Source organism: Aquitalea denitrificans (assembly GCF_009856625.1).
Taxonomy (GTDB): domain Bacteria; phylum Pseudomonadota; class Gammaproteobacteria; order Burkholderiales; family Chromobacteriaceae; genus Aquitalea; species Aquitalea denitrificans.
In genome coordinates this window covers 3,029,440-3,056,420 of sequence record NZ_CP047241.1, presented here as the reverse complement: position 1 = coordinate 3,056,420, position 26,981 = coordinate 3,029,440, and the positions used below count along the sequence as shown (strand labels likewise).

Genomic DNA, 26,981 nt, shown 5'->3' with positions numbered 1-26,981 from the left:
AACATACATGGCGGCTGATTCATGAATAAGTATTGCCGGATGAAATGCCGTACCGGACAGCCCGGTACGGCCAGGTGGCAGTCAGGCGCTACCACAACACCTTGACGGCAGTTTCACCCAACCAGTCCTGCAAGGCCAGTAGCAGGCTGTCGTCCAGCCGTACCGCCCAGCCTTGCGACAGGGCGATATCCGCCCGGGCTTGTGGATTGCTGTAGCTGATGCGGACCAGGCCGCCGTTGTCTTCGTCACGGTAGGGGGTAAGTAAGGTTTTCAGCCGATTGACATCGGCATTGCCGTTCATCTGCAAGGACAGGCCACGGGCAAAGCAACTGCGTGCCTCGCCCAGGTCGTAAATGCGATCGGCCATGATGCGCAGACCACCGGAGAAGGCATCTTCCATCACCTTGCCTTGCACCACCAGCACGATGTCCTCTTTCAGCTTGTTGCGGTTGACTTCATAGCTGTCACCAAACAGGCTGATTTCACGTTTGCTGCTGCCGTCGTCCAGTTCGACAAAGGCCATCTTGCCGCGATTGCCCATCTTGACGCGGATGCCGGTGACAAAGCCGGCCAGCAGTTGCGGTTCCTTGCGTGGGGAGAGGCGCGATAGCGTGGTCTTGATGAAGGCACGCACTTCCTGCGCATAAGCGGAGAAGGGGTGGCCGGACAGGTAGTAGCCGATGGCAACCTTCTCTTCCGCCAGTTTGACGGCATCGCTCCATGGCCGGGTGGCCACCATCTCTACCGCCGGCGCCACATCGTCGCCAAACATATCGAACAGGCCGCCCTGATTGGCATTGGCATGGGCCTGATCGGCTGCTTCCATGGCCAAGCCTACGTTGGCAAACAGCAGGGCGCGGTTGGGCTCAATGCTGTCGAAGGCACCGGCACGGATTAGTGCTTCGATCACCCGCTTGTTCACCAGCTTCTTGTCGGTGCGCTGGCAGAAATCAAACAGGCTGGTGTAGGGGCCGCTGGCTTCACGCACCGCTACGATATGGTCGACGGCAGATTCGCCACTGCCCTTGATTGCGCCCAGTGCATAGCGGATTTCCTGACGGCTGACCGGCACAAAGCGGTAGAAGCTGTGATTGACGTCCGGTGGCAAGAAGCGCAGGCCGTTCTTGGGGTCGGTGGCGTCGTCATAGAACACCTTGAGCTGGTCGGTATTGTCCAGTTCGGTGGACATGGTGGCAGCCATGTAGGCGGCGCAATGATGTGCTTTGAGCCAGGCCGTATGGTAGGCCACCAGCGCATAGGCGGCGGCGTGGGATTTGTTGAAACCGTAGCCGGCGAACTTCTCCATGTAGTCGAAGATTTCGTTGGCCTTGGATTCCGGGATGTCCTGCTTGGCCGCGCCCTGCACGAACATGGCGCGCTGCGCCACCATCTCCTCCACCTTCTTTTTACCCATGGCGCGGCGCAGCAAGTCGGCGCCGCCCAGCGAGTAGCCGCCAATCACCTGAGCGGACTGCATCACCTGTTCCTGATACACCATGATGCCGTAGGTGGGGGCCAGTACCGGCTCCAGCAGCGGGTGCAGGTATTCGAACTTGGCGCCGTGCATACGCTGGATGAAGTCGGGAATCAGGTCCATCGGGCCCGGACGGTACAAGGCCACGAAGGCGATAATTTCTTCGAACTTGCTGGGTTTGGCTTCCACCAGCATTTTTTTCATGCCGGAGGATTCAAACTGGAACACGCCGGTGGTGTTGGCGCTGGCAAAAATCTTGTAGGCGTCGGCATCGTCCAGCGGCAGGTGGGCAACGTCCACGTCCTCGTTGCTGACCTGCTTGATATAGCGCTGGGCCAGTTCGATGATGGTGAGGTTGCGCAAGCCCAGGAAGTCGAACTTCACCAGGCCGATCTGCTCCACGTCGTCCTTGTCGAACTGCGATACCGGTGATGCACCATCAGCGCTGGCAATATACAGCGGGCAGAAGTCAGTCAGGCGGCCGGGGGCAATCAACACACCACCGGCGTGCATGCCGATGCCGCGGGTGAGGTCTTCCAGCTTCATCGCTAGTTCGATCAGTTCATTGGCACCTTCCGACTCAATGACTTCACCGATTTGCGGCTCCACTTCCATGGCCTTTTCCAGACCCAGCGGCTTGTTGGCTTCCAGTGGAATCAGCTTGGACAGGCGGTCGCACAGGCCGAAGGGCAGGTCCAGTACCCGGCCCACATCGCGGATTACCGATTTGGACGACATGGTGCCGAAGGTGGCGATCTGGCTCACGGCTTCTTCGCCGTATTTCTGCCGGGTGTACTCGATCACGCGCCAGCGGTTTTCCTGACAGAAGTCCACGTCGAAGTCGGGCATGGATACCCGTTCCGGGTTCAGGAAACGCTCGAACAGCAGGGCGTAACGCAGCGGGTCGAGGTCGGTAATGCTCAGGCTGTAAGCCACCAGCGAACCGGCACCGGAACCCCGGCCCGGGCCCACCGGGCAGCCATTGCCCTTACCCCACTGGATAAAGTCCGCCACGATGAGGAAGTAACCGGGGAAACCCATCTGGATGATGGTGTCGCACTCGAACTTCAGCCGGGCATCGTATTCCGGGCGACGCGCCTCGCGCTCTGCCGGGTCGGGGAACAGCTGCTCCAGCCGCACTTCCAGCCCGCGCTTGGCCTCGTACACCAGAAAGTCATCCAGCGTCATGCCTTCCGGGGTGGGGAACAGTGGCAGGTAGTTTTTGCCCAGCACCACGGAAATATTGCAGCGTTTGGCAATTTCCACCGTGTTTTCCAGCGCTTCCGGAATGTCGGCAAAGCGCTCCAGCATCTGTTCGGTGGACAGGAAATACTGGCATTCGGAGAAATTGCGCGGACGACGCTTGTCGCCCAGCGTATAGCCCTCGGCAATGCAAACCCGGGCTTCATGGGCCTTGAAGTCATCCGGGTCCAGAAACTGGATCGGGTGGGTGGCCACCACCGGCAGGCCGGTTTCGCCGGCCAGCCATAGTGTGGCCTGCACTACACTTTCCACCTGGGCATTTTCCACACGCTGGATTTCCAGATAGAAGCTGCCGGGGAACAGGCTTTCCCAGTACTGCGCACGGCGCATCGCTTCTTCACGCTGGCCCATGGCCAGTGCCACCCCGACATCGCCCATATGTGCGCCGGACAGGCACAGCAGATTGCTGTTGTCGCCAGCCTCCAGCCAGGCGCGCTTGATTTCGGCACGACCACGGTACTGGTTATGGGTGAAGGCCTGGGTGAGCAGCTCGCACAGACGGCGGTATCCTTCGCGGTTTTTCACCGTCAGCATCAGGCGGGTGGGCTTGTCGCGGTCTTCCTCGTTTTCCAGCCAGATGTCAGCCGACACAATCGGCTTGATACCCTTGTTGCGGCAGGACTTGTAGAACTTGACCATGCCGAACAGGTTCATCAGGTCCGACATGCCCATGGCAGGCATATTGTCCTTCTGCGCACGCTTTACTGCGTCGTCGAGGCGGACAATACCGTCGGTGATGGAAAACTCCGAGTGGAGGCGAAGATGGATAAAGCGGGGTGCGTTCATGCCGACATTTTACCGGCAGCGCGACATCTGCACCATGTGTGCGGCAAGATAATTCAGCCCCGAAAGCCGCTAAACCGGCAAGCTGGTTTATGCGCAGCACTAGCGGCAATGTGCTTGGTCCCGACTATTGCACCTTTTCTTGTGTTGCGTTGCAGCATTAGAATGGTGACATCAAGAATCAGCCAAGCGGTGACAGAAATGGATTGTGATGTCAGAGAGCTGGATCGTACCAGCCTGTACAAACTGCTGACTGGCAGCGTGTTGCCGCGCCCCATTGCCTGGCTCAGCACGCAAGACTTGCTGGGGGTGGCCAACCTGGCGCCGTTTTCCTTTTTTACCGTCGCCGGGCTCAATCCGCCTATGCTGGCAGTCACCATCCTGAAAAAGCCGGATGGCAGTGACAAGGACAGCCTGGCCAATATCCGTGCCACCGGGGAGTTTGTGGTGAACATTGTCAATCAGGAGTTGGTTGAGGAAATGAATCAGTCCTGTGCCGCCTATCCGGCTGAAGTGGACGAGTTTGATCTGGCCGGGCTGGAAAAAGTGCGCAGCAGGCTGGTAAAGGCACCAGGCGTGGCGCGTTCGCCAGTGCGCTATGAGTGTGTGCTGCATAGCTGCATCGACCTTGGACATGGTGCGGGTGGCAGTACGCTGGTACTGGGTGAAATTTGCCATGTGCATGTGGCGGATGCGGTGTATCAGGATGGCCGGATTGATGTGCAGGCACTGCACCCCATTGGCAAACTGGCGGGGGATGCCTACACCCTGGTGCATGCGGATTTCTCCTTGGAGCGGCCTTGATTGCTGCTGACATATAAATGAAAAAAGCACCTGTTTGGTGCTTTTTTCTTGGCAAGGCTCAACGCAAGGCGTGGCTGATTTTTTCTGCCATCTCGTCCAGCAAGGCATAGCGGCGGTTGTATTCACTGCGCTTCTTGCTGGCAATTTCCTCCATTGGCTTGCGCGGAATGGGGAAGGGGATGCGGAAGTATTCGGTATTGATTTTCTCGGCACCGATATCCAGCCAGAAACTGTCGTAATCGGCCTGGAATTCCTTCCGGTAGCGCCAGGAGCTGTAAATATGGCTGTCCTTGCACACGGCCAGCACTTGCTGGCAGCCCATTTCGCGGGCAATGACGGTCAGTGCTTCCAGTGCCAGCCGTTTGGGAAACAGACCGTGACAGGCCTTGGTAGCGGTGCGGATGCACTCATGGCCAAATTCCTTGCGCGGGCCTTGCAAGCCGCCAACCAGCGCCACCGGCTGACCCTGATACTGGCACAGGGTGAAGGTGAGGGTGGCCAGTGCCACCTGCTGGCTATCGAGAAACTGCAGCGACAGCTCGCCTTCCTTGTCGAAATAGTGGTTGTGCCCAAGCACCCAGCTGAAACTGCTGTCGTCCTTGCCGCTAACGCTGGCGATGCAGATATTTTCCAGCGACAGCAATTGGCTGCAGACATGGGCTGGCAGTTGCAGTATCCGGCCATAGTGTTGCTGCAACATTTCCACTTTTGCCGTATTGCCCAGGCTGCGGTGCAGATAAGGCCGGTGCAATTTTTGCGACAGGCGTGGAGCCAGTTTCAGGTAGTCGAGCAAGAGCGGCTGGCTACTCAGATAGCTCAGCCAGCGGTAGCTGCTGGACAGGGAAAGCAGGCTGCGCAATACCAGCTTGATGCGGTTCTTGCGCTCATCCAGATAATCGCGCCGGGAAAAGTCGCCACTGGCCAGTTGTCCCAGCAGCCGGACAGGGTGAGGCCTCGAAGGTGATTCGATAGTTTTCACACAGAGTTCTTCTAAAAGCGTTCATGCACGGAAATGCATTATTGTTTATCCGGGTGTCGGCGTCTTTGGCCGGCTTGTCCCGTCGTCGTTACCGTTTGTGACGGTTTACTTTCTGTGACAGTTTACTTTTTTTCTTCGCGCGGTTTCAGGGCCACCATGGCAGCGCGTTGCATTTCCAGCGTTTTCATCTGCATGGACAGCATGCCCAGATTCATGGTCAGCCAGCCTTCCACTACGCGCAGTTCTGCCAGTTTGCGGTCGATTTCTTCTTCGCTCATTGGTGGCAGGAAAGGCTGGGCGCTGGCCGGGGTGGCAGTTTGCCAGAACTGGCGGAACATGGCGAATGGATCGGTGGGATTGAAATCGGCGCTCATGGCAGGCTCTCCTTGTCATCATAAAAAAACGGGCAAGCGCTGGCTTGCCCGTTCAGTATAAGACCAAAGACGACAGCTTAGCTGTTGCTGGCTGCTACCTGCGCATCCACGGCCGCCAGGGCTACCATGTTGACGATGCGACGTACCGAGGAGATCGGGGTCAGGATGTGCACCGGCTTGCTCATGCCCATCAGGATCGGGCCGATGGTCACGCCGTCAGAGGCCGAAACACGCAGCAGGTTGTAGCTGATGTTGGCGGCTTCCACGTTCGGCATGATCAGCAGGTTGGCCGAACCCTTCAGCGTGGTTTCCGGCATGGCCTGGGTACGGATGGCTTCCACCAGGGCGGCATCACCCTGCATTTCACCATCGATTTCCAGGTCAGGCTGGGCGTCGCGGATCAGTTCCAGCGCAGTACGCATCTTGTCGGCGGACTCGCCGTTGATGGTGCCGAAACTGGAGTTGGACAGCAGGGCGGCCTTCGGTGCGATACCGAAACGCTTCATGGCTTCCGACGCCATCTTGGTGATGCCGGCCAGCTGGACTGCATCCGGCTTGGCATTGACATAGGTGTCGGTGATGAAGATGTTGCCTGTCGGCAGGATCAGCGCGTTCATGGCAGCGGCCACCTTGTCGGCGTTGTTGTAGCCGAGCACGGTTTCCACGATTTCGAAGTGCTGACGGTAAGTACCGTAAGTACCGCAGATCATGGCATCGGCATCGCCACGGCGTACCATCAGCGCACCGATCAGGGTGGTGTTGCCGATGACGCGACGACGGGCCTGCTCCTGCGAAACGCCCTTGCGCTTCATCAGGTTGTAGTAGTCCTTCCAGTATTCGGCAAAGCGCGGGTCGGATTCGTTGTTGACCAGCTCGAAGTCCTTGCCGATCTCCATCTTCAGACCCAGCTTTTCGATACGCTTTTCAATCACGCTCGGACGGCCGATCAGGATGGGCTTGGCCAGGCCGGCCAGCACGATTTCCTGGGTGGCGTGCAGCACGCGCTCGTCTTCGCCTTCGGTCAGCACGACACGCTTGCTTTCCTTCTTGGCTTGCGAGAACACCGGCTTCATGAACAGATTGGTCTTGTACACGAACTGGGTGAGCTGATCGACGTAGGCGTCGAAGTCCTGGATCGGGCGGGTAGCTACGCCGGAATCCATTGCAGCCTTGGCCACGGCCGGGGCGATCTTCACGATCAGGCGCGGGTCGAAGGGCTTCGGAATCACGTATTCCGGGCCGAAGGACAGCTCTTCGTCGCCATAGGCAGTTGCCACTACGTCGGACTGCTCGGCCATGGCCAGGTCGGCAATGGCGCGTACGGTGGCCAGCTTCATTTCTTCATTGATGGTGGTGGCACCAACGTCCAGCGCACCACGGAAGATGAAGGGGAAGCACAGCACGTTGTTGACCTGGTTGGGGAAGTCGGAACGGCCGGTGCCGATGATGGCATCCGGGCGCACTTCCTTCACCAGCGGCGGCAGGATTTCCGGTTCCGGGTTGGCCATGGCCAGAATCACCGGATGGGCGGCCATGGTTTTCACCATGTCCTGGGTGACCAGGCGCGGGCCGGACAGACCCATGAAGATGTCGACGCCAACCATGGCATCGGCCAGCTTGCGCTTGCCGTTGTCGGCAATGGCGTAACGCTGCTTGGATTCATCCAGCTTTTCGTCACGGCCCTGGTAGATCACACCCTTGGAGTCGCAAACGGTGATGTTTTCGCGTTTCACGCCCAGGGCCACCAGCAGGTCGAGGCAGGCGATGGCGGCAGCGCCGGCACCGGATGCAGCCACGCGCACATTGGCGATGTCCTTGTTGACCAGGCGAAGCGAGTTAAGCACTGCGGCAGCAGCCACGATGGCGGTGCCGTGCTGGTCGTCATGGAAGACCGGAATGCCCATGCGTTCGCGGCACTTCTTCTCGATGTAGAAGCACTCGGGGGCCTTGATGTCTTCCAGGTTGATGCCGCCGAAAGTCGGCTCCATCGCACAGATCATGTCTACCAGCTTGTCCGGGTCGTTTTCGTTCAGTTCGATGTCGAAAACGTCGATGCCGGCAAATTTCTTGAACAGCACACCCTTGCCTTCCATCACCGGCTTGCCGGCCAGCGGGCCGATATTGCCCAGGCCCAGCACGGCGGTACCGTTGGTGATAACGGCTACCAGATTACCGCGTGCGGTGTACTTGTAGGCATTGAGCGGATCTTCCACGATGGCGTCACACGGGGCGGCCACACCGGGGGAGTAAGCAAGGGCCAGATCGCGCTGGGTTGCCAGCGGTTTGGTCGGGGATACCTGGATCTTGCCGGGCTGAGGAAACTGGTGGAAATCGAGTGCGGCTTGGCGCAGTTGCTCGTCCATTCGTGAACTCCTGGGTGGTTTCTTATGGTCGTTTTGAATAATTTAGCTGATTATTATAAGGGCTAACCCTCTGTCGGGGCTATGGTCCTGTCAGACAAAGTACGCGGCAAGAGGTTTTCACCTCTGCCGCCTTGCTTGTCCTGTCCTGCTTTTATTGCATCATACCTAACATTCGGGGCAGCCACAGCGAGATACCGGGCAGATATGTCACTGCGATCAGGAAGCCCAGCATGGTGAGCAGCCACGGCCACACGGCCACGGTCAGCTCGGTAATGCCCATTTTGGTGATGCCGGAGGCGACATACAGGTTAAGCCCCACCGGCGGATGGCACATGCCCACTTCCATATTGACTGCAATCAGAATGCCGAAGTGTACCGGATTCACTCCCAGCTTGACTGCCACCGGGTACAGGATGGGCGCCATGATCAGCACAATGGCCGATGGGTCCATGAAGTTACCGGCCGCCAGCAACAGGATGTTGGTGAGCAACAGGAAGGCCACCACACCTAGGCCCTGCGCCGTCATCCAGGCGGCCATGGCTTGCGGAATCTGCTCGGATGCCATCAGGAAGGAGAACAGTACCGCATTGGTGATGATGTACAGCAGCATCGAGCTCATCGACGCAGCATTGATCAGCACGCGCGGCACATCCTTCAGCCCCATATCCTTGTAGACGAACACCGCGATGATGAAGGCGTACACGGCAGCCATGGCCGCGGCTTCGGTCGGAGTGAAGATGCCGCTGTAAATACCGCCAATCACCAGCACGATCAGCAACAGACCCCACACGCATTCGCGGAAGGCTTGCAGGCGCTCGCCCCAGCTGGCGCGCGGCAGGCGCGGGTAGTCAAACTTCTTGGCGCGATACCAGGTGGTCAGTCCCAGCAGTACTGACAGGCACAGGCCGGGCAACACGCCGGCCATGAACAGCTGGCCGACCGATGCGGTGGACACGCTCATGCCATTCGGGCCGGTCACGTCCATGCCGGCGGTGGCGATGGAGTACATCACCAGGTTGATGGACGGCGGGAACAAAATGCCCAGCGCGCCGGAGGTGGTGATCACCCCGGCACCAAAGCGCTGCGGATAACCTTGCTTGACCATGGCCGGCAGGATGATGGAACCCACCGCCACTACGGTGGCAACGGACGAACCGGTAATGGCGGCAAACAGTGCGCAGGACACTACGCCGGCCAGGCCCAGACCGCCATACCAGTGGCCCACCAGGGTGGTGGCAAAGCGGATCATCCGTTTGGCCACGCCGCCGTGCATCAGGAAGTTGCCAGCCAGAATGAAGAAGGGAATCGCCATGATTTCGAACTTCTCGATCCCGGTGAACAGCTTGAGCGCCACCGATTCGATCGGAACTTCAGTCATGGTGAACAAGAAGGTTAGTACCGTCAGACCCAGCGAGATGGAGATCGGCATGCCGGTCAGCATCAGGGTAAGCAGCAGACCGAAAATGATGAGGGTGGTCATTAGTGCTTGCCTCCGTGGTTCAGGTCGTGCGGGTGCAGGTTGTCCAGGTCTTCGGCACCTTCTTCAATGCCTTCAACATGGCCATGGTCGTGCTTGGGCAGGGTGCCGGTCTTGATGAAGTTCCACGTCACTTGCAGGAAGCGGAAACACATCAGGGTAGAGCCCCAGGGGATGGCCAGATAGACCAGCCACATCGGGGCTTCAAGGTCGGGCGATGTCTGGTCGGTATGGGCGATTTCCCAGACAAAATTGCCACCCAGCACGGCGATGACGCCGGTGAACAGCGCGCCAGCCAGCAGGCCGAAAATGATGAATTTGGCACGGGTCTTGTCCGACAGGCGGTTGATCAACACGTCCACGCCCACGTGGATGCCGGTACGCACGCCGTAGGCCGCACCAAATTTGGCCATCCATACAAACAGGTAGATGGTGAGTTCCTGCGCCCACGCCATATTGATGTGGGCCAGATAGGGTTGCAGGGTTTCGATGCCCGAGCCGTAGCGGTGAAGCACGGCAACAAAGGTGATGAGGGTAGCGCTTCCCATCAACAGGGCAATCATCCACTCCTCCAGATGGTCGAGGAATTTCAGCATGATTGTTCTCTTTTCGCAAAAAGAGCGTGGGTGCTGGCTTGCACGCACGCTCGATTCAGGATGGATCAGTTGTTGGGATTGAAGCCGGTTTCTTTGTAAATCGCCTTCAGCAGATCAGGACCGATACGGTCGGCCATCTTGGTGTGTACCGGCAGCATGGCTTTCTTGAAGGCAGTGCGTTCGGCTGCGGTCGGGGTATAGACCTGGGTCTTGCCGGAAGCCTTGATGGCGGCCAGCGCGCGGTCGTTTTCCTTCTTGGCGATGTCATTGGCGTACTTGGAGGCATCGACAATCGCGCCATCCAGCTGGGTACGTACATCAGCCGGCAGGCCGTCCCAGAACTTCTTGTTGACGATGACGGCATAGCCCAGGAAGCCGTGCTGGGTCAGGGTCAGGTTCTTTTGCACCTCATAAGCCTTGCTGGTGTACAGGTTGGAGGCTTCCAGTTCGGTGCCATCCACCACGCCGGTTTGCAGCGCCTGATAGACTTCGGAGAAGGCCATCACCTGCGGCAGTGCGCCTACCGAACGCATTTCTTCTTCCAGCACCTTGGAGGACTGGATACGAATCTTCATGCCCTTCAGGTCGGACGGGGTGCGGATCGGCTTGTTGGAAGAGAAGTTCTTGAAGCCGTTATCCCAGTAGGCCAGGCCCTTGATGCCCTTGCTTTCCAGCTTGCCCAGCAATTGCTTGCCGATGGCACCGTGCATCACCTTGTTTACTTCGTCGTAATTGTCGAATACATAAGGCAGGTCGAAAACTTCAAATTCCTTCACGCCCAGTGGGCCAAACTTGGCCAGCGACGGGGCCAGCATCTGAACCGCGCCCAGTTGCAGGGCTTCCAGTTCTTCCTTGTCCTTGTAAAGCTGGCTGTTGGGATAAACCTGTACCTTGACCTTGCCATGGGTACGCTCTTCCGCCAGCTTTTTGAAATATTCTGCAGCCTTGCCCTTGGGGGTATCGGGCGATACCACGTGGCTGAACTTGATGACGATTTCACCAGCAGCCTGAGCCAGGCCAGCTACACCAAAGGAAGCACCGATCAGCAATGCAGCAATCTTCAGTTTCATGAGTCTCTCCGTTTGTGTTTCCGTTTGCGTTGAATGTTTTTGCTTTGCATTACAGCCCTTGTCTGCGGGCTGTTAATACCGTGTAAAGTAGAAGGCGCACCAACAACCTGCCATTGGGGACTTCATCATTGGGGTTTTCCCGTATCTGCCTATGCACGTTATCGATTTGCTTGCCCGTCGCCGTTCTCCCCGCCTGTTGTGGCTGGGCACTTCGCTTACCCTGATTGCTCTGGTGCTGGCACTGGGTGGCCTGTTTTATCTGGTTTACCGCGACTGGGTGGATGAGCAGCGGGATAACCTGATTCAGGAAGTACTGTGGCTGGAGCAATCGATGCGGCTGCATATGGAAGGGCAGCAGGAGTGGGCCGAGGGTGTGGCATCGGATATTGCCAATGGCAACTTGAGTCCGGCGCGCTTCATTTCCAGTGCGGCATTTCTGATGCGTGAAAGCCCGGAAGTGCTGCTGGTGCAGCAGATCGACCAAAACGCCATGTTGCTGCGAGATCAACACGGTCAGGTGTTGCCGGGCAAGATCTTGCATGGTGACGAATACGATGCCGTGTGGCGTGCCACGCGTTTGCGCCGTGCTTCGTATGGTCAGCCCTACCGCCGTGCCGACGGTAAATACCGTTTCGATCTGGCGGTACCCATCATCGCCAATGAAAAGGTGCTGGGGAGCATCCGGCTGGTGTACCAGTTCGATCAGCTCTTGCACCGGCAGGTACCGTGGTGGATTGCCTCCAAGAACTACATCAGCTTTGTCGACGTGGGCGGTCGTACCCTGGCCAGCAAGTTCGACCCGTCCGAACACCCCGGTAGCATCTCCCACCAGACCAGCTTTGATCCGCCAGGATTTGGAGTGTATCTGCGTGCCGTCAGCTACCGTTCCGGGCTGGGACTTACCCTGCCGGTACTCACCGGCCTGATCACCCTGTTGGCTGTGGCCTTGCTGTATTCCATCTGGCGTATCCGGCGCCATATGCGCGAGCGCTCGCGCGCCGAGCAGGCGCTGTCCACCGAGGTGGCCTTGCGCCAGGCCATTGAGGACTGCATGAAGAGCGGTCTGGTGGCCATCAGCCTGGAAGGCGAAATCCTGCGGGTGAACCGTGCTTTTTGCGAGATGCTGGGCTATGCGCCAGAACAACTGGTGGGTCAGCGTCCGCCACATGTGTTCTGGCCAGCCAGCGATCATCAGCAGATGCGCGCTGCCATGGATGCGGTAAGGCAGGGCATGCAGCCGGAGCAGGGCTTCGAATTGCGCTTTGCCTGCCAGAATGGCGATTTTGTTGAAGTGCGGCTGTATGCCACACCACTGATAGAGCGGGATGGCAGCCACCGCGGCTGGATTGCCGCGCTGTTCGACATCACCGAGCGCAAACGCCAGCGTCTGGCACTCAATGCCTCGCACCAGCGCTTTCTTACCGTGCTCAATGGTATGCAAGCCGGAGTGTGCGTGGTGAGTCAGGGCAGCGGCCAACTGCTTTATGCCAACCCAACCTTTTCCTTCCTGTGGCTGGCAGAAGAGCCGGATGCGCCGTCCTGCCTGCTGCTGCCGGGTCTGCGTGAGGAGCCGGAGCAGGATGATCTGGCCAGCGAATTCACCCTGCAGGATGGCAAGCAGTGGTTCCAGCTGCAGCGCCGCCGGCTGGAGTGGGTGAGTGGCGAAGCTGCCTGGCTGGTCATCCTGGCTGATATCACGGAAGAGCGCGAGCGAGAAGGGCGGGCGCAGGCGCAGCAGGAGCGCTTCCAGACCACCTCGCGGCTGATTGCCATGGGGGAAATGGCCTCCAGTCTGGCACATGAGTTAAACCAGCCCTTGACGGCTATTTCCACCTATTCAGCCGGGCTGGCGCGGCGGCTGCCGGAAAGCCTGGAACTGCCCGCCGGGGTACGCGATGCCGTGTCTGCCATCAGTCAGCAGGCTCAGCGGGCTGGGCAAATCATCAAGAGCATCCGCGCCTTTGTGAAAAAACATGAGCCACAACTGGAGACGGTCGATCCGGCACGGGTGGTGGCGCGCGCGGCTGGTCTGGCGGAAATGATGGCCTTCAAGGCTGGCGTGCAGCTGGTGATCGAGCAGGATGCCACAGCCTGCCGGCTGGACATGGACCCGGTGCTGATCGAGCAGGTGCTGCTCAATCTGATGAAAAATGCCATCGAAGCCATGGTGGAAGCGCAGACGCGGCGGCCACACATTATCGTGCGCACTGCCGTCGGTGCCGCTTTCTGGCGGGTAGAAGTGGCCGATAACGGCCCGGGACTTGCCGATAACATCAAGAACGAGCTGTTTACCCCGTTCTATTCCACCAAGCCGGATGGGATGGGGATTGGCTTGAATATCTGCCGATCAATTGTCGAGTTCCACCGTGGTGAGTTCAGCGTCAATGCCAGCGTTACCGGCGGCTGCGTGTTCTGGTTTACCTTGCCATTGCAGCGAGGTAACGGCCTGCAATGAAAAACGGCACCCGTGGGTGCCGTTCTGCTTTGGTAACACTCAGTGCTGCGCGGGCTGCAACACGGTTTCCTGTGTTTCTTCCAGCATGTCCGGGTAGTCGCGGCTGTAGTGCAGACCACGGCTTTCCTTGCGCAACAGTGCCGAGCGTACGATCAGTTCGGCAGTCTGCACCAGATTGCGCAGCTCGATCAGGTCGTTGGTGACGTGGAAGTTGCTGTAGTACTCGTTGATTTCTTCCGATAGCAGGCGGATGCGGCTCAGTGCGCGCATCAGGCGCTTGTTGGTGCGCACGATGCCGACATAGTCCCACATGGCGCGGCGCAGCTCATCCCAGTTGTGCGAAATCACCACCTCTTCGTCGGTATCGGTCACCTGGCTGTCATCCCAGTCCGGAATCTTCGGCAGGACAATATCCGGCGCTGCCAGGATATCTTCCGCCGCAGCCTTGCCGATCACCAGGCATTCCAGCAGCGAGTTACTGGCCAGGCGATTGGCACCGTGCAGACCGGTGCAGGCTACTTCACCTACCGCATACAGCGCGTCCACATCGGTGTGGCCGGTCAGGTCGGTCACCAGGCCACCACAAGTAAAGTGCACGGCCGGCACCACCGGAATCGGCTCCTGGGTGATGTCGATGCCAAGCTCCAGGCAATGCGCATAGATATTGGGGAAGTGCTCTTTGATGAAGTTGGCCGGTTTGTAGGAAATATCCAGATAAACACAATCCAGACCATGCTTTTTCATTTCAAAGTCGATGGCGCGGGCCACCACATCGCGCGGTGCCAGTTCGGCACGCGGATCGTGATCCGGCATGAAGCGGGTGCCATCCGGCAGTTTCAGAATGCCGCCTTCACCGCGCACAGCTTCGGAAATCAGGAAAGACTTGGTGTGCGGGTGATACAGGCAAGTGGGATGGAACTGGATGAATTCCATATTGCCCACCCGGCAGCCAGCACGCCAGCCCATGGCAATGCCGTCGCCAGTCGCTGTATCCGGATTGGTGGTATAGAGGTACACCTTGCCCGCACCGCCCGATGCCAGCATGGTGTGCTTGGCGGCAATGGTGACAATCTGGTCCAGTGTCTTGTCCAGTGCGTACACGCCATAGCAACGCTTGCCTTCCAGCCCCAGCTTGCGTGAGGTGATCAGGTCGATGGCAATGAAGTCTTCCAGCACGGTGATATTCGGATGCGCCTTGATCTTCTGGCCCAGAGTAGAAGTAACCGCAGCGCCGGTAGCATCCGCCGCATGAATAATGCGGCGATGGCTGTGGCCGCCCTCGCGGGTCAGGTGATAACCCGTCTTGTGCGTATCATCACGTGTAAAAGGCACACCCAGCGCAATCAACCAGTCAATTGCCTCCTTGGAGTGCTCCACAATAAAGCGCGTAGCCTCTTCATTACATAGCCCGGCGCCGGCAATCAGCGTATCGCGGATATGCTCCTCAACCGAATCCTCGGTATCCAGCACGGCGGCGATACCACCCTGGGCATAGGTCGAGCTGCCTTCCAGCAGATCACGTTTGGTAATCAGGCCAACTTTGCGCGTGGCAGCCAGATGCAAGGCCAGGGTCATGCCGGCCAGACCGCTACCGATAATCAATACATCAAACTTGAGCATGGCAGATGCCGCCGTCAGGCGGAGTAGGGCAGTTTGCAGAAGGCTAAAGAGTAGCAGAAGCGCTGCAGTGCGGCATCAGCATTATCTTGTCGAGATTAAGTACATTTCGCCGGATTGGTGCCACCATCAACCATCCTCGCAATACCGAAACGCGTGTACCTGGCACACCCCCATGGCACAAAAATAAAACCCCCATCGCATAAGCCTTTGTCGCTCAGTCACTTAGCGCGCTCTTGGCCGGGATTTCAGCAAATCGTGCAGATTTCTTCGCACAAAGTGTTGACGAGGGGTGGGCGTGGCGGTATAGTTCGCCTCCTCAGCAGACAACGCAGCGACGGAAACGAAACGCAGCGACCTGCACCGCTCTTTAAAAAACAGAATAACCGATAGGTGTGAGTGCTTGGCGAAAGCCAAATACTTGCACTGCAAGACAAGAAATACTTGTTATTTTCTTTGATCTTGCGTGCCAGAAAATTTGCTATGAGATTGAACTGAAGAGTTTGATCCTGGCTCAGATTGAACGCTGGCGGCATGCTTTACACATGCAAGTCGAACGGTAACAGGGAGCTTGCTCCGCTGACGAGTGGCGAACGGGTGAGTAATGCGTCGGAACGTGCCGAGTAGTGGGGGATAACTATCCGAAAGGATAGCTAATACCGCATACGCTTTGAGAAGGAAAGCAGGGGATCGCAAGACCTTGCGCTATTCGAGCGGCCGACGTCTGATTAGCTAGTTGGTGAGGTAAAGGCTCACCAAGGCATCGATCAGTAGCGGGTCTGAGAGGATGATCCGCCACACTGGGACTGAGACACGGCCCAGACTCCTACGGGAGGCAGCAGTGGGGAATTTTGGACAATGGGCGCAAGCCTGATCCAGCCATGCCGCGTGTCTGAAGAAGGCCTTCGGGTTGTAAAGGACTTTTGTCAGGGAGGAAATCCCTAAGGTTAATACCCTTGGGGGATGACAGTACCTGAAGAATAAGCACCGGCTAACTACGTGCCAGCAGCCGCGGTAATACGTAGGGTGCAAGCGTTAATCGGAATTACTGGGCGTAAAGCGTGCGCAGGCGGTTGTGTAAGTCTGATGTGAAAGCCCCGGGCTCAACCTGGGAACTGCATTGGAGACTGCACGGCTAGAGTGCGTCAGAGGGGGGTAGAATTCCGCGTGTAGCAGTGAAATGCGTAGAGATGCGGAGGAATACCGATGGCGAAGGCAGCCCCCTGGGATGACACTGACGCTCATGCACGAAAGCGTGGGGAGCAAACAGGATTAGATACCCTGGTAGTCCACGCCCTAAACGATGTCAACTAGCTGTTGGGGGTTTGAATCCTTGGTAGCGTAGCTAACGCGAGAAGTTGACCGCCTGGGGAGTACGGCCGCAAGGTTAAAACTCAAAGGAATTGACGGGGACCCGCACAAGCGGTGGATGATGTGGATTAATTCGATGCAACGCGAAAAACCTTACCTGGTCTTGACATGTACGGAACTTGCCAGAGATGGCTTGGTGCCCGAAAGGGAGCCGTAACACAGGTGCTGCATGGCTGTCGTCAGCTCGTGTCGTGAGATGTTGGGTTAAGTCCCGCAACGAGCGCAACCCTTGCCATTAGTTGCTACCATTTAGTTGAGCACTCTAATGGGACTGCCGGTGACAAACCGGAGGAAGGTGGGGATGACGTCAAGTCCTCATGGCCCTTATGACCAGGGCTTCACACGTCATACAATGGTCGGTACAGAGGGTAGCCAAGCCGCGAGGTGGAGCCAATCTCATAAAACCGATCGTAGTCCGGATCGCACTCTGCAACTCGAGTGCGTGAAGTCGGAATCGCTAGTAATCGCAGATCAGCATGCTGCGGTGAATACGTTCCCGGGTCTTGTACACACCGCCCGTCACACCATGGGAGTGAGTTTCACCAGAAGTGGGTAGGCTAACCGTAAGGAGGCCGCTTACCACGGTGGGATTCATGACTGGGGTGAAGTCGTAACAAGGTAGCCGTAGGGGAACCTGCGGCTGGATCACCTCCTTTCTAGAGAAGGCGATTGTCAAGTACTCACAGCCTATCGGTTATTCATGATTTAAGGGTAGTAACTGGGTTTGTAGCTCAGCTGGTTAGAGCACTGTGTTGATAACGCAGGGGTCGTAGGTTCGAGTCCTACCAGACCCACCAGTTTGGGGGATTAGCTCAGTTGGGAGAGCACCTGCTTTGCAAGCAGGGGGTCGTCGGTTCGATCCCGTCATCCTCCACCATTCTTACAGTGCAAACAAAAGCGCACACAGCATTTTATTGCTGCGTGAATTTCTGTTTGCGTTGTTTTTACAATGCCCGATCTTTAACAAACTGAAGAAGCCGAATTAATTAGACGGCGAAATGAAATGCATGGAGTTAACTCTGCATGCAGGACAAATCGTCATCTTGGGAATTTGATTGTATCTAATGTCATGTCGCCATATCAAAAGGGGCGGTGTGACATGTCGCACAAACACAATTCTGTCGGATTGGTAATCTAGGTTACTGAAATGATAGGGTCAAGCGACTAAGTGCATCTGGTGGATGCCTTGGCGATCACAGGCGATGAAGGACGTGTAAGCCTGCGAAAAGCGCGGGGGAGCTGGCAATAGAGCTTTGATCCCGCGATATCCGAATGGGGAAACCCACCCGCAAGGGTATCCCAGACTGAATACATAGGTCTGTGGAAGCGAACCGAGTGAACTGAAACATCTAAGTAACTCGAGGAAAAGAAATCAACCGAGATTCCGTCAGTAGTGGCGAGCGAACGCGGAATAGCCTGTATGTGATAGAGATTGAGATAGTGGAAGGCATTGGAAACTGCCGCCATAGTGGGTGATAGCCCCGTACACGAAATTTCATTCTTGGTACTAAGCATACGAAAAGTAGGGCGGGACACGCGAAATCCTGTTTGAAGATGGGGGGACCATCCTCCAAGGCTAAATACTCGTGATCGACCGATAGTGAACCAGTACCGTGAGGGAAAGGCGAAAAGAACCCCGGGAGGGGAGTGAAATAGAACCTGAAACCGGATGCATACAAACAGTGGGAGCCTCGCAAGGGGTGACTGCGTACCTTTTGTATAATGGGTCAGCGACTTACGTTCAGTAGCAAGCTTAACCGCATAGGGGAGGCGTAGGGAAACCGAGTCCGAATAGGGCGCTTTAGTTGCTGGGCGTAGACCCGAAACCGAGTGATCTATCCATGGCCAGGATGAAGGTGCGGTAACACGCACTGGAGGTCCGAACCCACTAGTGTTGCAAAACTAGGGGATGAGCTGTGGATAGGGGTGAAAGGCTAAACAAACTCGGAGATAGCTGGTTCTCCCCGAAAACTATTTAGGTAGTGCCTCATGTATCACTTCCGGGGGTAAAGCACTGTTATGGCTAGGGGGTCATTGCGATTTACCAAACCATGGCAAACTCTGAATACCGGAAAGTGCGAGCATGGGAGACAGACGGTGGGTGCTAACGTCCATCGTCAAGAGGGAAACAACCCAGACCGCCAGCTAAGGTCCCAAATGATCAGTTAAGTGGTAAACGAAGTGGGAAGGCCCAGACAGCCAGGATGTTGGCTTAGAAGCAGCCATCATTTAAAGAAAGCGTAATAGCTCACTGGTCGAGTCGTCCTGCGCGGAAGATGTAACGGGGCTCAAACTGATAACCGAAGCTGCGGATTTGCACGTAAGTGCAGATGGTAGGGGAGCGTTCTGTAGGTCTGTGAAGGTGTCTCGAAAGGGATGCTGGAGATATCAGAAGTGCGAATGCTGACATGAGTAGCGATAAAGCGGGTGAAAAGCCCGCTCGCCGAAAGCCCAAGGTTTCCTACGCAACGTTCATCGGCGTAGGGTGAGTCGGCCCCTAAGGCGAGGCTGAAAAGCGTAGTCGATGGGAAACGGGTTAAAATTCCCGTACTTTTGTGTAGTGCGATGTGGGGACGGAGAAGGTTAGGTCAGCGGCCTGTTGGAATAGGTCGTTCAAGCTGGTAGGTGGTTAGGGTAGGCAAATCCGCCCTTTCATTCAACACCGAGAAGTGATAACGAGGGTCTACGGACCTGAAGTGACTGATACCACGCTTCCAGGAAAAGCCACTAAGCTTCAGCTACACAAGAACCGTACCGCAAACCGACACAGGTGGGCAGGATGAGAATTCTAAGGCGCTTGAGAGAACTCAGGAGAAGGAACTCGGCAAATTGATACCGTAACTTCGGGAGAAGGTATGCCTCTTTAGGTGAAATCCCTTGCGGATGGAGCTTGGAGAGGTCGCAGAGAATCGGTGGCTGCGACTGTTTATCAAAAACACAGCACTCTGCCAACACGAAAGTGGACGTATAGGGTGTGACGCCTGCCCGGTGCTGGAAGGTTAAGTGATGGGGTGCAAGCTCTTGATCGAAGCCCCAGTAAACGGCGGCCGTAACTATAACGGTCCTAAGGTAGCGAAATTCCTTGTCGGGTAAGTTCCGACCCGCACGAATGGCGTAACGATGGCCACACTGTCTCCTCCTGAGACTCAGCGAAGTTGAAGTGTTTGTGAAGATGCAATCTCCCCGCTGCTAGACGGAAAGACCCCGTGAACCTTTACTGTAGCTTTGCATTGGACTTTGAAGTGGTTTGTGTAGGATAGGTGGGAGGCTTTGAAGCCAGGACGCTAGTTCTGGTGGAGCCGACCTTGAAATACCACCCTGACCCCTTTGAGGTTCTAACCTTGGTCCGTTATCCGGATCGGGGACAGTGCATGGTAGGCAGTTTGACTGGGGCGGTCTCCTCCCAAAGTGTAACGGAGGAGTTCGAAGGTTACCTAGGTACGGTCGGAAATCGTGCTGATAGTGCAATGGCAAAAGGTAGCTTAACTGCGAGACCGACAAGTCGAGCAGGTGCGAAAGCAGGACATAGTGATCCGGTGGTTCTGAATGGAAGGGCCATCGCTCAACGGATAAAAGGTACTCCGGGGATAACAGGCTGATACCGCCCAAGAGTTCACATCGACGGCGGTGTTTGGCACCTCGATGTCGGCTCATCACATCCTGGGGCTGTAGCCGGTCCCAAGGGTATGGCTGTTCGCCATTTAAAGTGGTACGTGAGCTGGGTTCAAAACGTCGTGAGACAGTTTGGTCCCTATCTGCAGTGGGCGTTGGAAGTTTGACGGGGGCTGCTCCTAGTACGAGAGGACCGGAGTGGACGAACCTCTGGTGTACCGGTTGTCACGCCAGTGGCATTGCCGGGTAGCTAAGTTCGGAAGAGATAAGCGCTGAAAGCATCTAAGCGCGAAACTCGCCTGAAGATGAGACTTCCCTGAGGGCTAGACCCTCCTGAAGAGTCGTTCGAGACCAGGACGTTGATAGGTCGGGTGTGGAAGCGCTGTGAGGCGTTAAGCTAACCGATACTAATTGCTCGTGAGGCTTGATCCTATCATTTGAGTGGCTTGGGAAACCGGGCTGACGGATAGTGCATGTGCGACGCGATCAAAGATCCAAGACTAATTAAGGCGGGAGTAGAGAGGTGGGAGTGGGGAGTAAACCCCTGCAACTGACGAACTACCCCCGAAACGGAGAGCAGGACAAGAGCGGGCAGAGACAACTCTCTACTCCCGACTCTCTACTCCCCACAAGGCTTCTTCAAGTTTGTTGACAGTTTATGTCTGGTGGCCATAGCGAGGTGGTCCCACGCCTTCCCATCCCGAACAGGACCGTGAAACGCCTTAGCGCCGATGATAGTGTGGCATTCGCCATGTGAAAGTAGGACACCGCCAGACTCCCCATACAGAAGCCCAGCTCAATCGAGCTGGGCTTTGTGCTTTTGTACTCGGAAAGTTTGTGTGCAGCCTGCCGTTTGCACTACCTGCCATCTGGGATGTTTATTTGGGATCGGTAGGCAAGTACTAAGCTATTTGCTGAGTGCGGACCAGAGTGCTAAGCAGTACTACGCTGTCACTGTCTGGCAGGCAAGGTTACAATACTTGGCCGGATTATGGCCTTCTGGCCGTCTTGTTATCTTGCTAGCCTGAGAGAATCCCTTGCCAGAATTTCCGCGAAAACGACTGCACCTGTTTGTCCTGATATGGCTTGGTGTTGCGCTGATGGTTGGCATGCAATGGGCAATGTCCGAATACCAGCGTATTCAGGAAGAGTTTGATCGCAGCGCACGTTTGGCTCATGGTGTCATTGCGCGCAAGCTTGATCAGAACGAGTCGGTCCTGGCTGCTGTTGATGCCTTGCTGCTGTCACGGCAGAAATTTGACATGCCAGTACTTAAGTCATTTTCGCATCAATTGCTGGCGCATTATTCCCAGCTTTATACCTTTGAATTCTTCCAGAATGTTACCCGGGACAATCGCGTTGCTTTTCTTGATGAAATGCAGCAGCGTTTTGGTAAAACCTTTTTTATTCGCGATTTTGATATTTCGGGGCGGCGCAGCTGGCTACCGGCTCCGGTACGTGACCAGCATCTGGTCGTTACCATGATTGAGCCAGATATTCCGACAGCCAGTTCGGTTTACGGTTTTGATGTGCTGCATGAGCCGCGTTTTGCCGCTGATATGCAACGTGCCATCCGGACCGGACGCAAGGTGGCATCGGCGCCGTTTGACTTATATGAAGGTGGCCGGGTGTATCTGTTGATGCAACCGGTATTTCTGGGAAAAGAAGCGGGTGGTGCTGCCGCAGGTCGTGGAACGCTGATTGGCGTGGTGGCATTGGTGGTGTATTGCGAGAAGCTGTTGACCATTGCCCCCAATGAAGGCGTGCCAATTGACCTGGACTTGTCGATCCAGGCATCGGGCAATAATGGAACTGCCATTTACAGTGCACATGGCAAGCATCAGGGCAGCGATAACTGGTTGCCGATCTTGGCCCGCCTGGAAGTTGGCTTGCCCTTGATCAGTGAATCCCAGCCATTTACCTTGCGGGTAGGCAAGGATGTTTTCCTGTCCGATTTCAAGTTGATAGGCCTGCTGCTGCGTGAGGGCCTGATTCTGTCTCTGGTGATTTCACTGTGGTTGATCTACAGCCAGCGTCTGGCCATGCGCCGAGCACAGAGCCAGGCTGATGAGGCGCTGTTTTTGCAGAGTGAGCGGGCGGCCGTGGCACTGAATGCCGTGCATGACGGAGTAATCATCCTGGATACGCAGCAGCGTATTGAGATGGCTAACCCCATGGCGCTTTCGCTGCTTGGCGTAAGCCGAGAGGAAGTCACTGCCCAATCTTTCCAGAACGTGTTCCGGCTGATTGGGGAGCTGTCATCCGAGCTGGCTGAGGATCCCATCAGCGAATGTTATCGCGAGGCACATACCGTGGTACTGCCCGAGCGCATGCAGCTGGCCACAGCCAGGGGACATGTGCGGCTGGTAGAGGGAGCTATTGCCCCCCTGTTTTCCCGCAGCGGTAGCCTGACCGGTGTTGTGTGTGCCTTGCGTGATATGGGCCCGGTACGTCAGCGGGCGGCTGAGGCGTTAGAGGCCAGTGAGTTGCGGGTGAAAGAGCACTTGGAGAAACTGTCCCATGTCGCTCGCCTGCACACCATGGGTGAGATGGCTTCAGGTATCGCGCATGAGGTGAATCAGCCGCTGACGGCTATTTCCAATTATTGCCAGGCGTCGTTGCAATTGCTGGAGTTTGGCGAAGATAGCCGGCCACAGGTTGAATCTGCCTTGCGACTGGCTGTGGCACAGGCTGACCGTGCTGGTGAAATCATCAAGCGTCTGCGTGCGCTGGTAAGCAAGCGGGCGATGGAAATCCGCCTGATCGATTTGAATCAGGTGGTCGGGAATTGCATGTTCCTGGCCGAGTACGACCTGAAAGAACGCAGTATCGAGATGGTGCAACTGCTGTCGGTTTATCCGATGGCGGTGATGGCGGACAGCATCCAGATGGAGCAGGTGGTGCTGAATCTATTGTCCAATGCCATGGATGCGCTGCGGGATGAGCCGGTGATGAAGCGCCATATCATCATTCACACCCGGCGCGAGGGCAAAAAGGCCATTCTGGAGGTGCGCGATACCGGGCGCGGCATTTCGCCGGAGTCGCTGGAAGTGCTGTTCCATCCCTTCTTTTCTACTAAGCAAAACGGAATGGGGCTGGGTCTGTCGATCTGCCAGACCATTGTCGAGCAGTATGGCGGTCTGATCAGTGCCGAAAACATTCCCGCCAGTGGTGCCTGCTTCCGTATTGAATTGCCCTTGTCGCAGACTGTGACCACGCCTGAGGTGGAACCGACTGTTCCCGATTGATTCTGCTGCTGGCAGAACAAAAAAAGAGCCGCGATGCGGCTCTTTTACATGGTTGTAGCCAGGCTGCAGTCAGCGCGGCTCCACTACCACCTGGGTGCGCTGGGCGCGCTCTTCGCGTGGGGTAATGCCAAAGTGGTTGCGATAAGTACTGGAGAAGTGCGGGCCACTGGAAAAGCCGCAGGCCAGACCGATCTGCACAATGGACTTGCTGGTTTGTTGCAGCAGTTGGCGCGCACGGCTCAGTCTCAGTTCCAGATAGTATTTGGACGGTACCGTACTCAGATACTGCTTGAACAGACGTTCGAGCTGGCGGCGGGAGACGCCGACATAGTAGGCGATGTCGTCGGTGGTCAGCGGCTCCTCGATATTGGCTTCCATCAGGCTGACAGCCTCGGTCAGCTTGGGCTGGCTGCCACCGATGCGGGTGGCCAGCGGAATGCGCTGACGCTCGTTGCCTGGGCGGATACGTTCGATGCTGAACATTTCCGATAGCCGGGCGGCAAATTCGTGGCCGTGCTGGCTGCCCACCAGTGACAGCATGAAATCCAGAGTGGCGGCACCGCCAGCGCAGCTCATGCGGCAGCGATCGATTTCGTACAGATTGGACGACACGATGACATCCTGGAATTCTTCGGTAAAGCGGCTGATTTCCTGCCAGTGTATGGTGGAACGAAAGCCGTTGAGCAGGCCGGCGCGCGCCATCCAGTAACTGCCGCAGCCGATGCCTGCGATGGGCAGCTTATCGGTATGCAGCCCGCTGATGCTCTTGAGCAATTCATCCAGGTTGACATCGATGGTGATGTCGTCAGCCAGGATGAACAGGCCATCCAGCTTGGGCGCGTAGGCCAGCGGCAGGTCAACCGGCAGCTTGAGACCATTGGACATGGCCACCGGCAGGCCGTTGAGTGACAGCGGCAGGAATTCATACAGCTTTTTTTCGGCCAGCTGGTTGGCCCGGGTCAGCACTTCGCTGGCGATGGCGAAATCCGCCATGGACGCGTGCGGAAGCAGGAGGAAACCGTAGCGTAACGGTTTGGCAGCGTGCATTGATTGACCCATGTTTGCAAAAAAGTTGAGCACTATACCAAAAAAGCAGGCCATGCCGTGGACGGCGTGGCGCTGCTATTTCTGTGTGGCATTGTACGATTTATTTAAGACTGCCGGAGAGGAATTGTGCAAGCCGCTCGCTTTGCGGATTGGCCAGCACTTCACGCGGGTTGCCTTGTTCTTCGATCTTGCCTTTGTGCAGGAAAATCACGTGGTTGGACACTTCGCGGGCAAAGCCCATTTCGTGTGTCACCACCACCATGGTGCGGCCTTCACGGGCCAGATCCTGCATCACGCGCAGCACTTCGCCGACCAGTTCCGGGTCCAGTGCGGATGTCGGTTCGTCAAACAGCATGACTTCCGGTTCCATGGCCAGCGCACGGGCGATGGCCACGCGTTGTTGCTGGCCGCCAGACATATGGGACGGGTATTTGCCTTCCACGTCTTTCAGGCCCACCTTGTCCAGGTATTTGCGGGCGCGGGTGATGGCTTCATCACGCGACAGGCCCAGTACATGGATGGGCGCTTCGATGATGTTTTCCAGCACCGTCATGTGTGCCCACAGATTGAAGTGCTGGAACACCATGGCCAGTCGGGTACGGATGCGCTCCAGCTGCTTGTGGCTGGCGGCACGCAGCGCGCCGGTTTTCTTGTCGGCCACCAGTTGCAGTTCTTCGCCGCCCAGCTGGATCTGCCCGCTATTGGGGTGTTCCAGCATGTTGATGCAACGCAGGAAGGTGCTTTTGCCGGAGCCGGACGAGCCGATGATGCTGATCACGTCGCCCGCATGGGCAGTGAGAGACACGCCTTTGAGGACTTCGTGGCTGCCATAGCTTTTGTGCAGGTCGCTTACGCGCAGTTTGATGTCGGTGGCTGGTGCCGCGTTGGTTTGTTTCATGCTTGCAACCCTTGTTTTAAGGTTTCATCTGCCACCATGAAATGGTGGCTATTGCTGAAAGAGGGCGACGTATCCGTCGCCCACGCTGTCAATGCTTGCGCGGAGCCAGATAGGCCAGCCAGCGTTGCTCTGCCTGCTTGAACAGCCAGACAAAGACAAAGGTAAGTACCAGATAGATGGCCCCGGCAATCAGGAAGGGCTCGAAGGCCATATAGGTGTCGCTGTAGATGCGGCGCGCCACCCCGGTGATGTCGGCCAGGGTAACCAGGCCGGCCACTGCCGTGCTTTGCATCATCATGATCACTTCGTTGCTGTAGGCCGGCAGGGCGCGGCGCAGGGCAGAAGGAATGACGATACGGCGCATCATCAGCCACTTGCTCATGCCCATGGCGCGGGCGGCTTCGATTTCACCCCAATGTGTGGTGCGGATTTGCCCGGCGATGATTTCCGTGGTGTAGGCCGCGGTATTGAGCGTGAAGGCCAGAATGGCGCAGAACCAGGCATCCTGCAGGTATTGCCACAGCCAGCTGTCACGCACGGCGTCAAACTGCGACAGGCCGTAGTAGATGATGAACAACTGCACCAGCAGCGGCGTGCCACGGAATACATAGGTATACAGCCAGACACTGCCGGACAGCAGGCGGTTTTTCGACACCCGGCCCAGCGCCAGCGGCACGGCCAGCAGCATGCCCAGCAGCAGGGAAGCACCCAGCAGCTCCAGCGTCATGACGATGCCGTCGCTGGTGCTGAGTACCGGCTGGCCGTCGGCCCCACCCAGAAAGGCCGGCAGCTTGTCCAGAATCAGGCGAAAGTCGATCACAGGCCGTTCTCCTTAAGTCCAGTGGAATAGCGACGCTCCAGCATGCCCAGTAGCACATTGGACACGCTGGTGATCACCAGAAAGATCAGCGCCACCAGCATGTAGACGGTAAAGGGTTCCTGGGTGTTGGACTTGGCCGCATCGGCACGGTACATCACATCATTCAGGCCGATCACCGACACCAGCGCGGTGGATTTCACCAGTACCAGCCAGTTGTTGGTGAAGCTGGGCAGGGCGAAGCGCACCATTTGCGGAAAAGTGATGCGCAGGAAGATGCGCAGCGGACCCATGCCGTAGGCGGCACCGGCTTCCATCTGCCCCTTGGGCACGGCCATGATGGCACCACGGAAGGTTTCGGTCATGTAGGCACCGAAGATGAAGCCCAGTGTCAGCACGCCGGCAATGAAAGGGTCAATGTCCGGGGCGGCCCAGCCCATGGCAGCGGCCAGATCATTGAGCAGCATCTGCACGCCGAAGAACAGCAAAAACATCCACACCAGGTCCGGTACGCCGCGGACCACGGTGGAGTAAAGCTCGGCCAGGGTGCGCAAGGGTTTGGAAGGGGCCATCTTGAACATGGCACCGACCAGTCCCAGCAGCACTGAAACCGCCAGCGATGCCGCCGCCAGTTTCAGTGTCAGCACCGCTCCTTCGAGGATGCTGGGAAGATATCCGTGTAAAAACATGTACTACCCCTGTATTTCCCGGGAAGGGACGGTGCGGGCGCTGG

The 26,981-nt window shown here is 57.0% G+C and carries 15 protein-coding genes, 2 tRNA genes and 3 rRNA genes; 8 read left to right on the top strand and 12 right to left on the bottom strand.

Annotated features, from left to right (window positions below):
• Nucleotides 1-88 precede the first annotated feature (88 nt).
• A complete protein-coding gene (gene dnaE, locus GSR16_RS13855) occupies nt 89-3,523 on the bottom strand; it encodes a DNA polymerase III subunit alpha (RefSeq protein ID WP_159878338.1) in 3,435 nt (1,144 codons plus the stop codon).
• A gap of 198 nt (nt 3,524-3,721) precedes the next feature.
• On the opposite strand from dnaE, the gene GSR16_RS13850 reads away from it, so the two are divergent.
• Nucleotides 3,722-4,324, top strand: a complete 603-nt coding sequence (locus tag GSR16_RS13850; RefSeq protein WP_159878336.1) for a flavin reductase family protein — start codon at nt 3,722-3,724, stop codon at nt 4,322-4,324.
• 58 nt (nt 4,325-4,382) lie between these two features.
• Here GSR16_RS13850 and GSR16_RS13845 read toward each other — a convergent pair whose 3' ends face one another.
• The 6 genes from GSR16_RS13845 to GSR16_RS13820 all read right to left on the bottom strand — a co-directional run bounded on the left by GSR16_RS13845 (nt 4,383) and on the right by GSR16_RS13820 (nt 11,183).
• Nucleotides 4,383-5,303: a VirK/YbjX family protein gene (locus tag GSR16_RS13845; RefSeq protein WP_159878333.1), complete on the bottom strand. Its 921-nt coding sequence runs from the start codon at nt 5,301-5,303 to the stop codon at nt 4,383-4,385.
• A gap of 122 nt (nt 5,304-5,425) precedes the next feature.
• Nucleotides 5,426-5,677 (bottom strand): PhaM family polyhydroxyalkanoate granule multifunctional regulatory protein, encoded by a 252-nt coding sequence (locus tag GSR16_RS13840; protein WP_159878331.1) that lies wholly within the window; start codon nt 5,675-5,677, stop codon nt 5,426-5,428.
• Nucleotides 5,678-5,754: 77 nt separating this feature from the next.
• Nucleotides 5,755-8,040, bottom strand: coding sequence for an NADP-dependent malic enzyme (locus tag GSR16_RS13835; protein ID WP_159878329.1), 2,286 nt, complete (start codon nt 8,038-8,040; stop codon nt 5,755-5,757).
• Nucleotides 8,041-8,191: 151 nt separating this feature from the next.
• Nucleotides 8,192-9,520 carry a TRAP transporter large permease gene (locus tag GSR16_RS13830; protein ID WP_159878327.1) on the bottom strand — a complete coding sequence of 443 codons (1,329 nt, stop codon included), beginning with the start codon at nt 9,518-9,520 and terminating at the stop codon, nt 8,192-8,194.
• Nucleotides 9,520-10,113: a TRAP transporter small permease gene (locus GSR16_RS13825; protein WP_159878325.1), complete on the bottom strand. Its 594-nt coding sequence runs from the start codon at nt 10,111-10,113 to the stop codon at nt 9,520-9,522. The genes GSR16_RS13830 and GSR16_RS13825 overlap by 1 nt, the downstream gene beginning before the upstream one ends.
• 65 nt (nt 10,114-10,178) lie before the next feature.
• Nucleotides 10,179-11,183 carry a TRAP transporter substrate-binding protein gene (locus GSR16_RS13820; protein ID WP_159878323.1) on the bottom strand — a complete coding sequence of 335 codons (1,005 nt, stop codon included), beginning with the start codon at nt 11,181-11,183 and terminating at the stop codon, nt 10,179-10,181.
• 151 nt (nt 11,184-11,334) lie between these two features.
• Between GSR16_RS13820 and GSR16_RS13815 the strand changes: the two genes are divergently transcribed.
• Complete coding sequence (locus GSR16_RS13815; protein ID WP_159878321.1) at nt 11,335-13,638, top strand: PAS domain-containing sensor histidine kinase; 2,304 nt, start codon at nt 11,335-11,337, stop codon at nt 13,636-13,638.
• A gap of 39 nt (nt 13,639-13,677) precedes the next feature.
• Here the strand turns inward: GSR16_RS13815 and nadB are convergent, their stop codons facing one another.
• Nucleotides 13,678-15,258 carry an L-aspartate oxidase gene (gene nadB, locus GSR16_RS13810; RefSeq protein WP_159878319.1) on the bottom strand — a complete coding sequence of 527 codons (1,581 nt, stop codon included), beginning with the start codon at nt 15,256-15,258 and terminating at the stop codon, nt 13,678-13,680.
• A gap of 488 nt (nt 15,259-15,746) precedes the next feature.
• Here nadB and GSR16_RS13805 point away from each other — a divergent pair.
• From GSR16_RS13805 to GSR16_RS13780, 6 genes are all read left to right on the top strand, one after another.
• A 16S ribosomal RNA gene (locus GSR16_RS13805) occupies nt 15,747-17,282 on the top strand.
• Between the two features lie 64 nt (nt 17,283-17,346).
• Nucleotides 17,347-17,423: transfer RNA gene (locus GSR16_RS13800), tRNA-Ile, on the top strand.
• Nucleotides 17,424-17,427: 4 nt separating this feature from the next.
• A tRNA-Ala gene (locus tag GSR16_RS13795) sits at nt 17,428-17,503 on the top strand.
• Nucleotides 17,504-17,780: 277 nt separating this feature from the next.
• Nucleotides 17,781-20,670: ribosomal RNA gene (locus GSR16_RS13790) — 23S ribosomal RNA — on the top strand.
• A 229-nt stretch (nt 20,671-20,899) separates the two neighbouring features.
• A 5S ribosomal RNA gene (gene rrf / locus GSR16_RS13785) occupies nt 20,900-21,014 on the top strand.
• The 16S, 23S and 5S rRNA genes sit together here with 2 tRNA genes alongside, the layout of an rRNA operon.
• Before the next feature lie 333 nt (nt 21,015-21,347).
• Nucleotides 21,348-23,486, top strand: coding sequence for an ATP-binding protein (locus tag GSR16_RS13780; RefSeq protein ID WP_159878317.1), 2,139 nt, complete (start codon nt 21,348-21,350; stop codon nt 23,484-23,486).
• A gap of 69 nt (nt 23,487-23,555) precedes the next feature.
• On the opposite strand, the gene GSR16_RS13775 is transcribed toward GSR16_RS13780, so the two are convergent.
• The 4 genes from GSR16_RS13775 to GSR16_RS13760 all read right to left on the bottom strand — a co-directional run bounded on the left by GSR16_RS13775 (nt 23,556) and on the right by GSR16_RS13760 (nt 26,937).
• Nucleotides 23,556-24,479 (bottom strand): GlxA family transcriptional regulator, encoded by a 924-nt coding sequence (locus GSR16_RS13775; RefSeq protein ID WP_240902490.1) that lies wholly within the window; start codon nt 24,477-24,479, stop codon nt 23,556-23,558.
• A 154-nt stretch (nt 24,480-24,633) separates the two neighbouring features.
• A complete protein-coding gene (locus tag GSR16_RS13770) occupies nt 24,634-25,431 on the bottom strand; it encodes an ABC transporter ATP-binding protein (protein WP_159878313.1) in 798 nt (265 codons plus the stop codon).
• An 88-nt stretch (nt 25,432-25,519) separates the two neighbouring features.
• A complete protein-coding gene (locus GSR16_RS13765; protein WP_159878311.1) occupies nt 25,520-26,251 on the bottom strand; it encodes an ABC transporter permease in 732 nt (243 codons plus the stop codon).
• On the bottom strand, nt 26,248-26,937 hold the full coding sequence (locus GSR16_RS13760) for an ABC transporter permease (protein WP_159878309.1): 690 nt from the start codon (nt 26,935-26,937) through the stop codon (nt 26,248-26,250). The genes GSR16_RS13765 and GSR16_RS13760 overlap by 4 nt, the downstream gene beginning before the upstream one ends.
• Between the last annotated feature and the right edge of the window lie 44 nt (nt 26,938-26,981).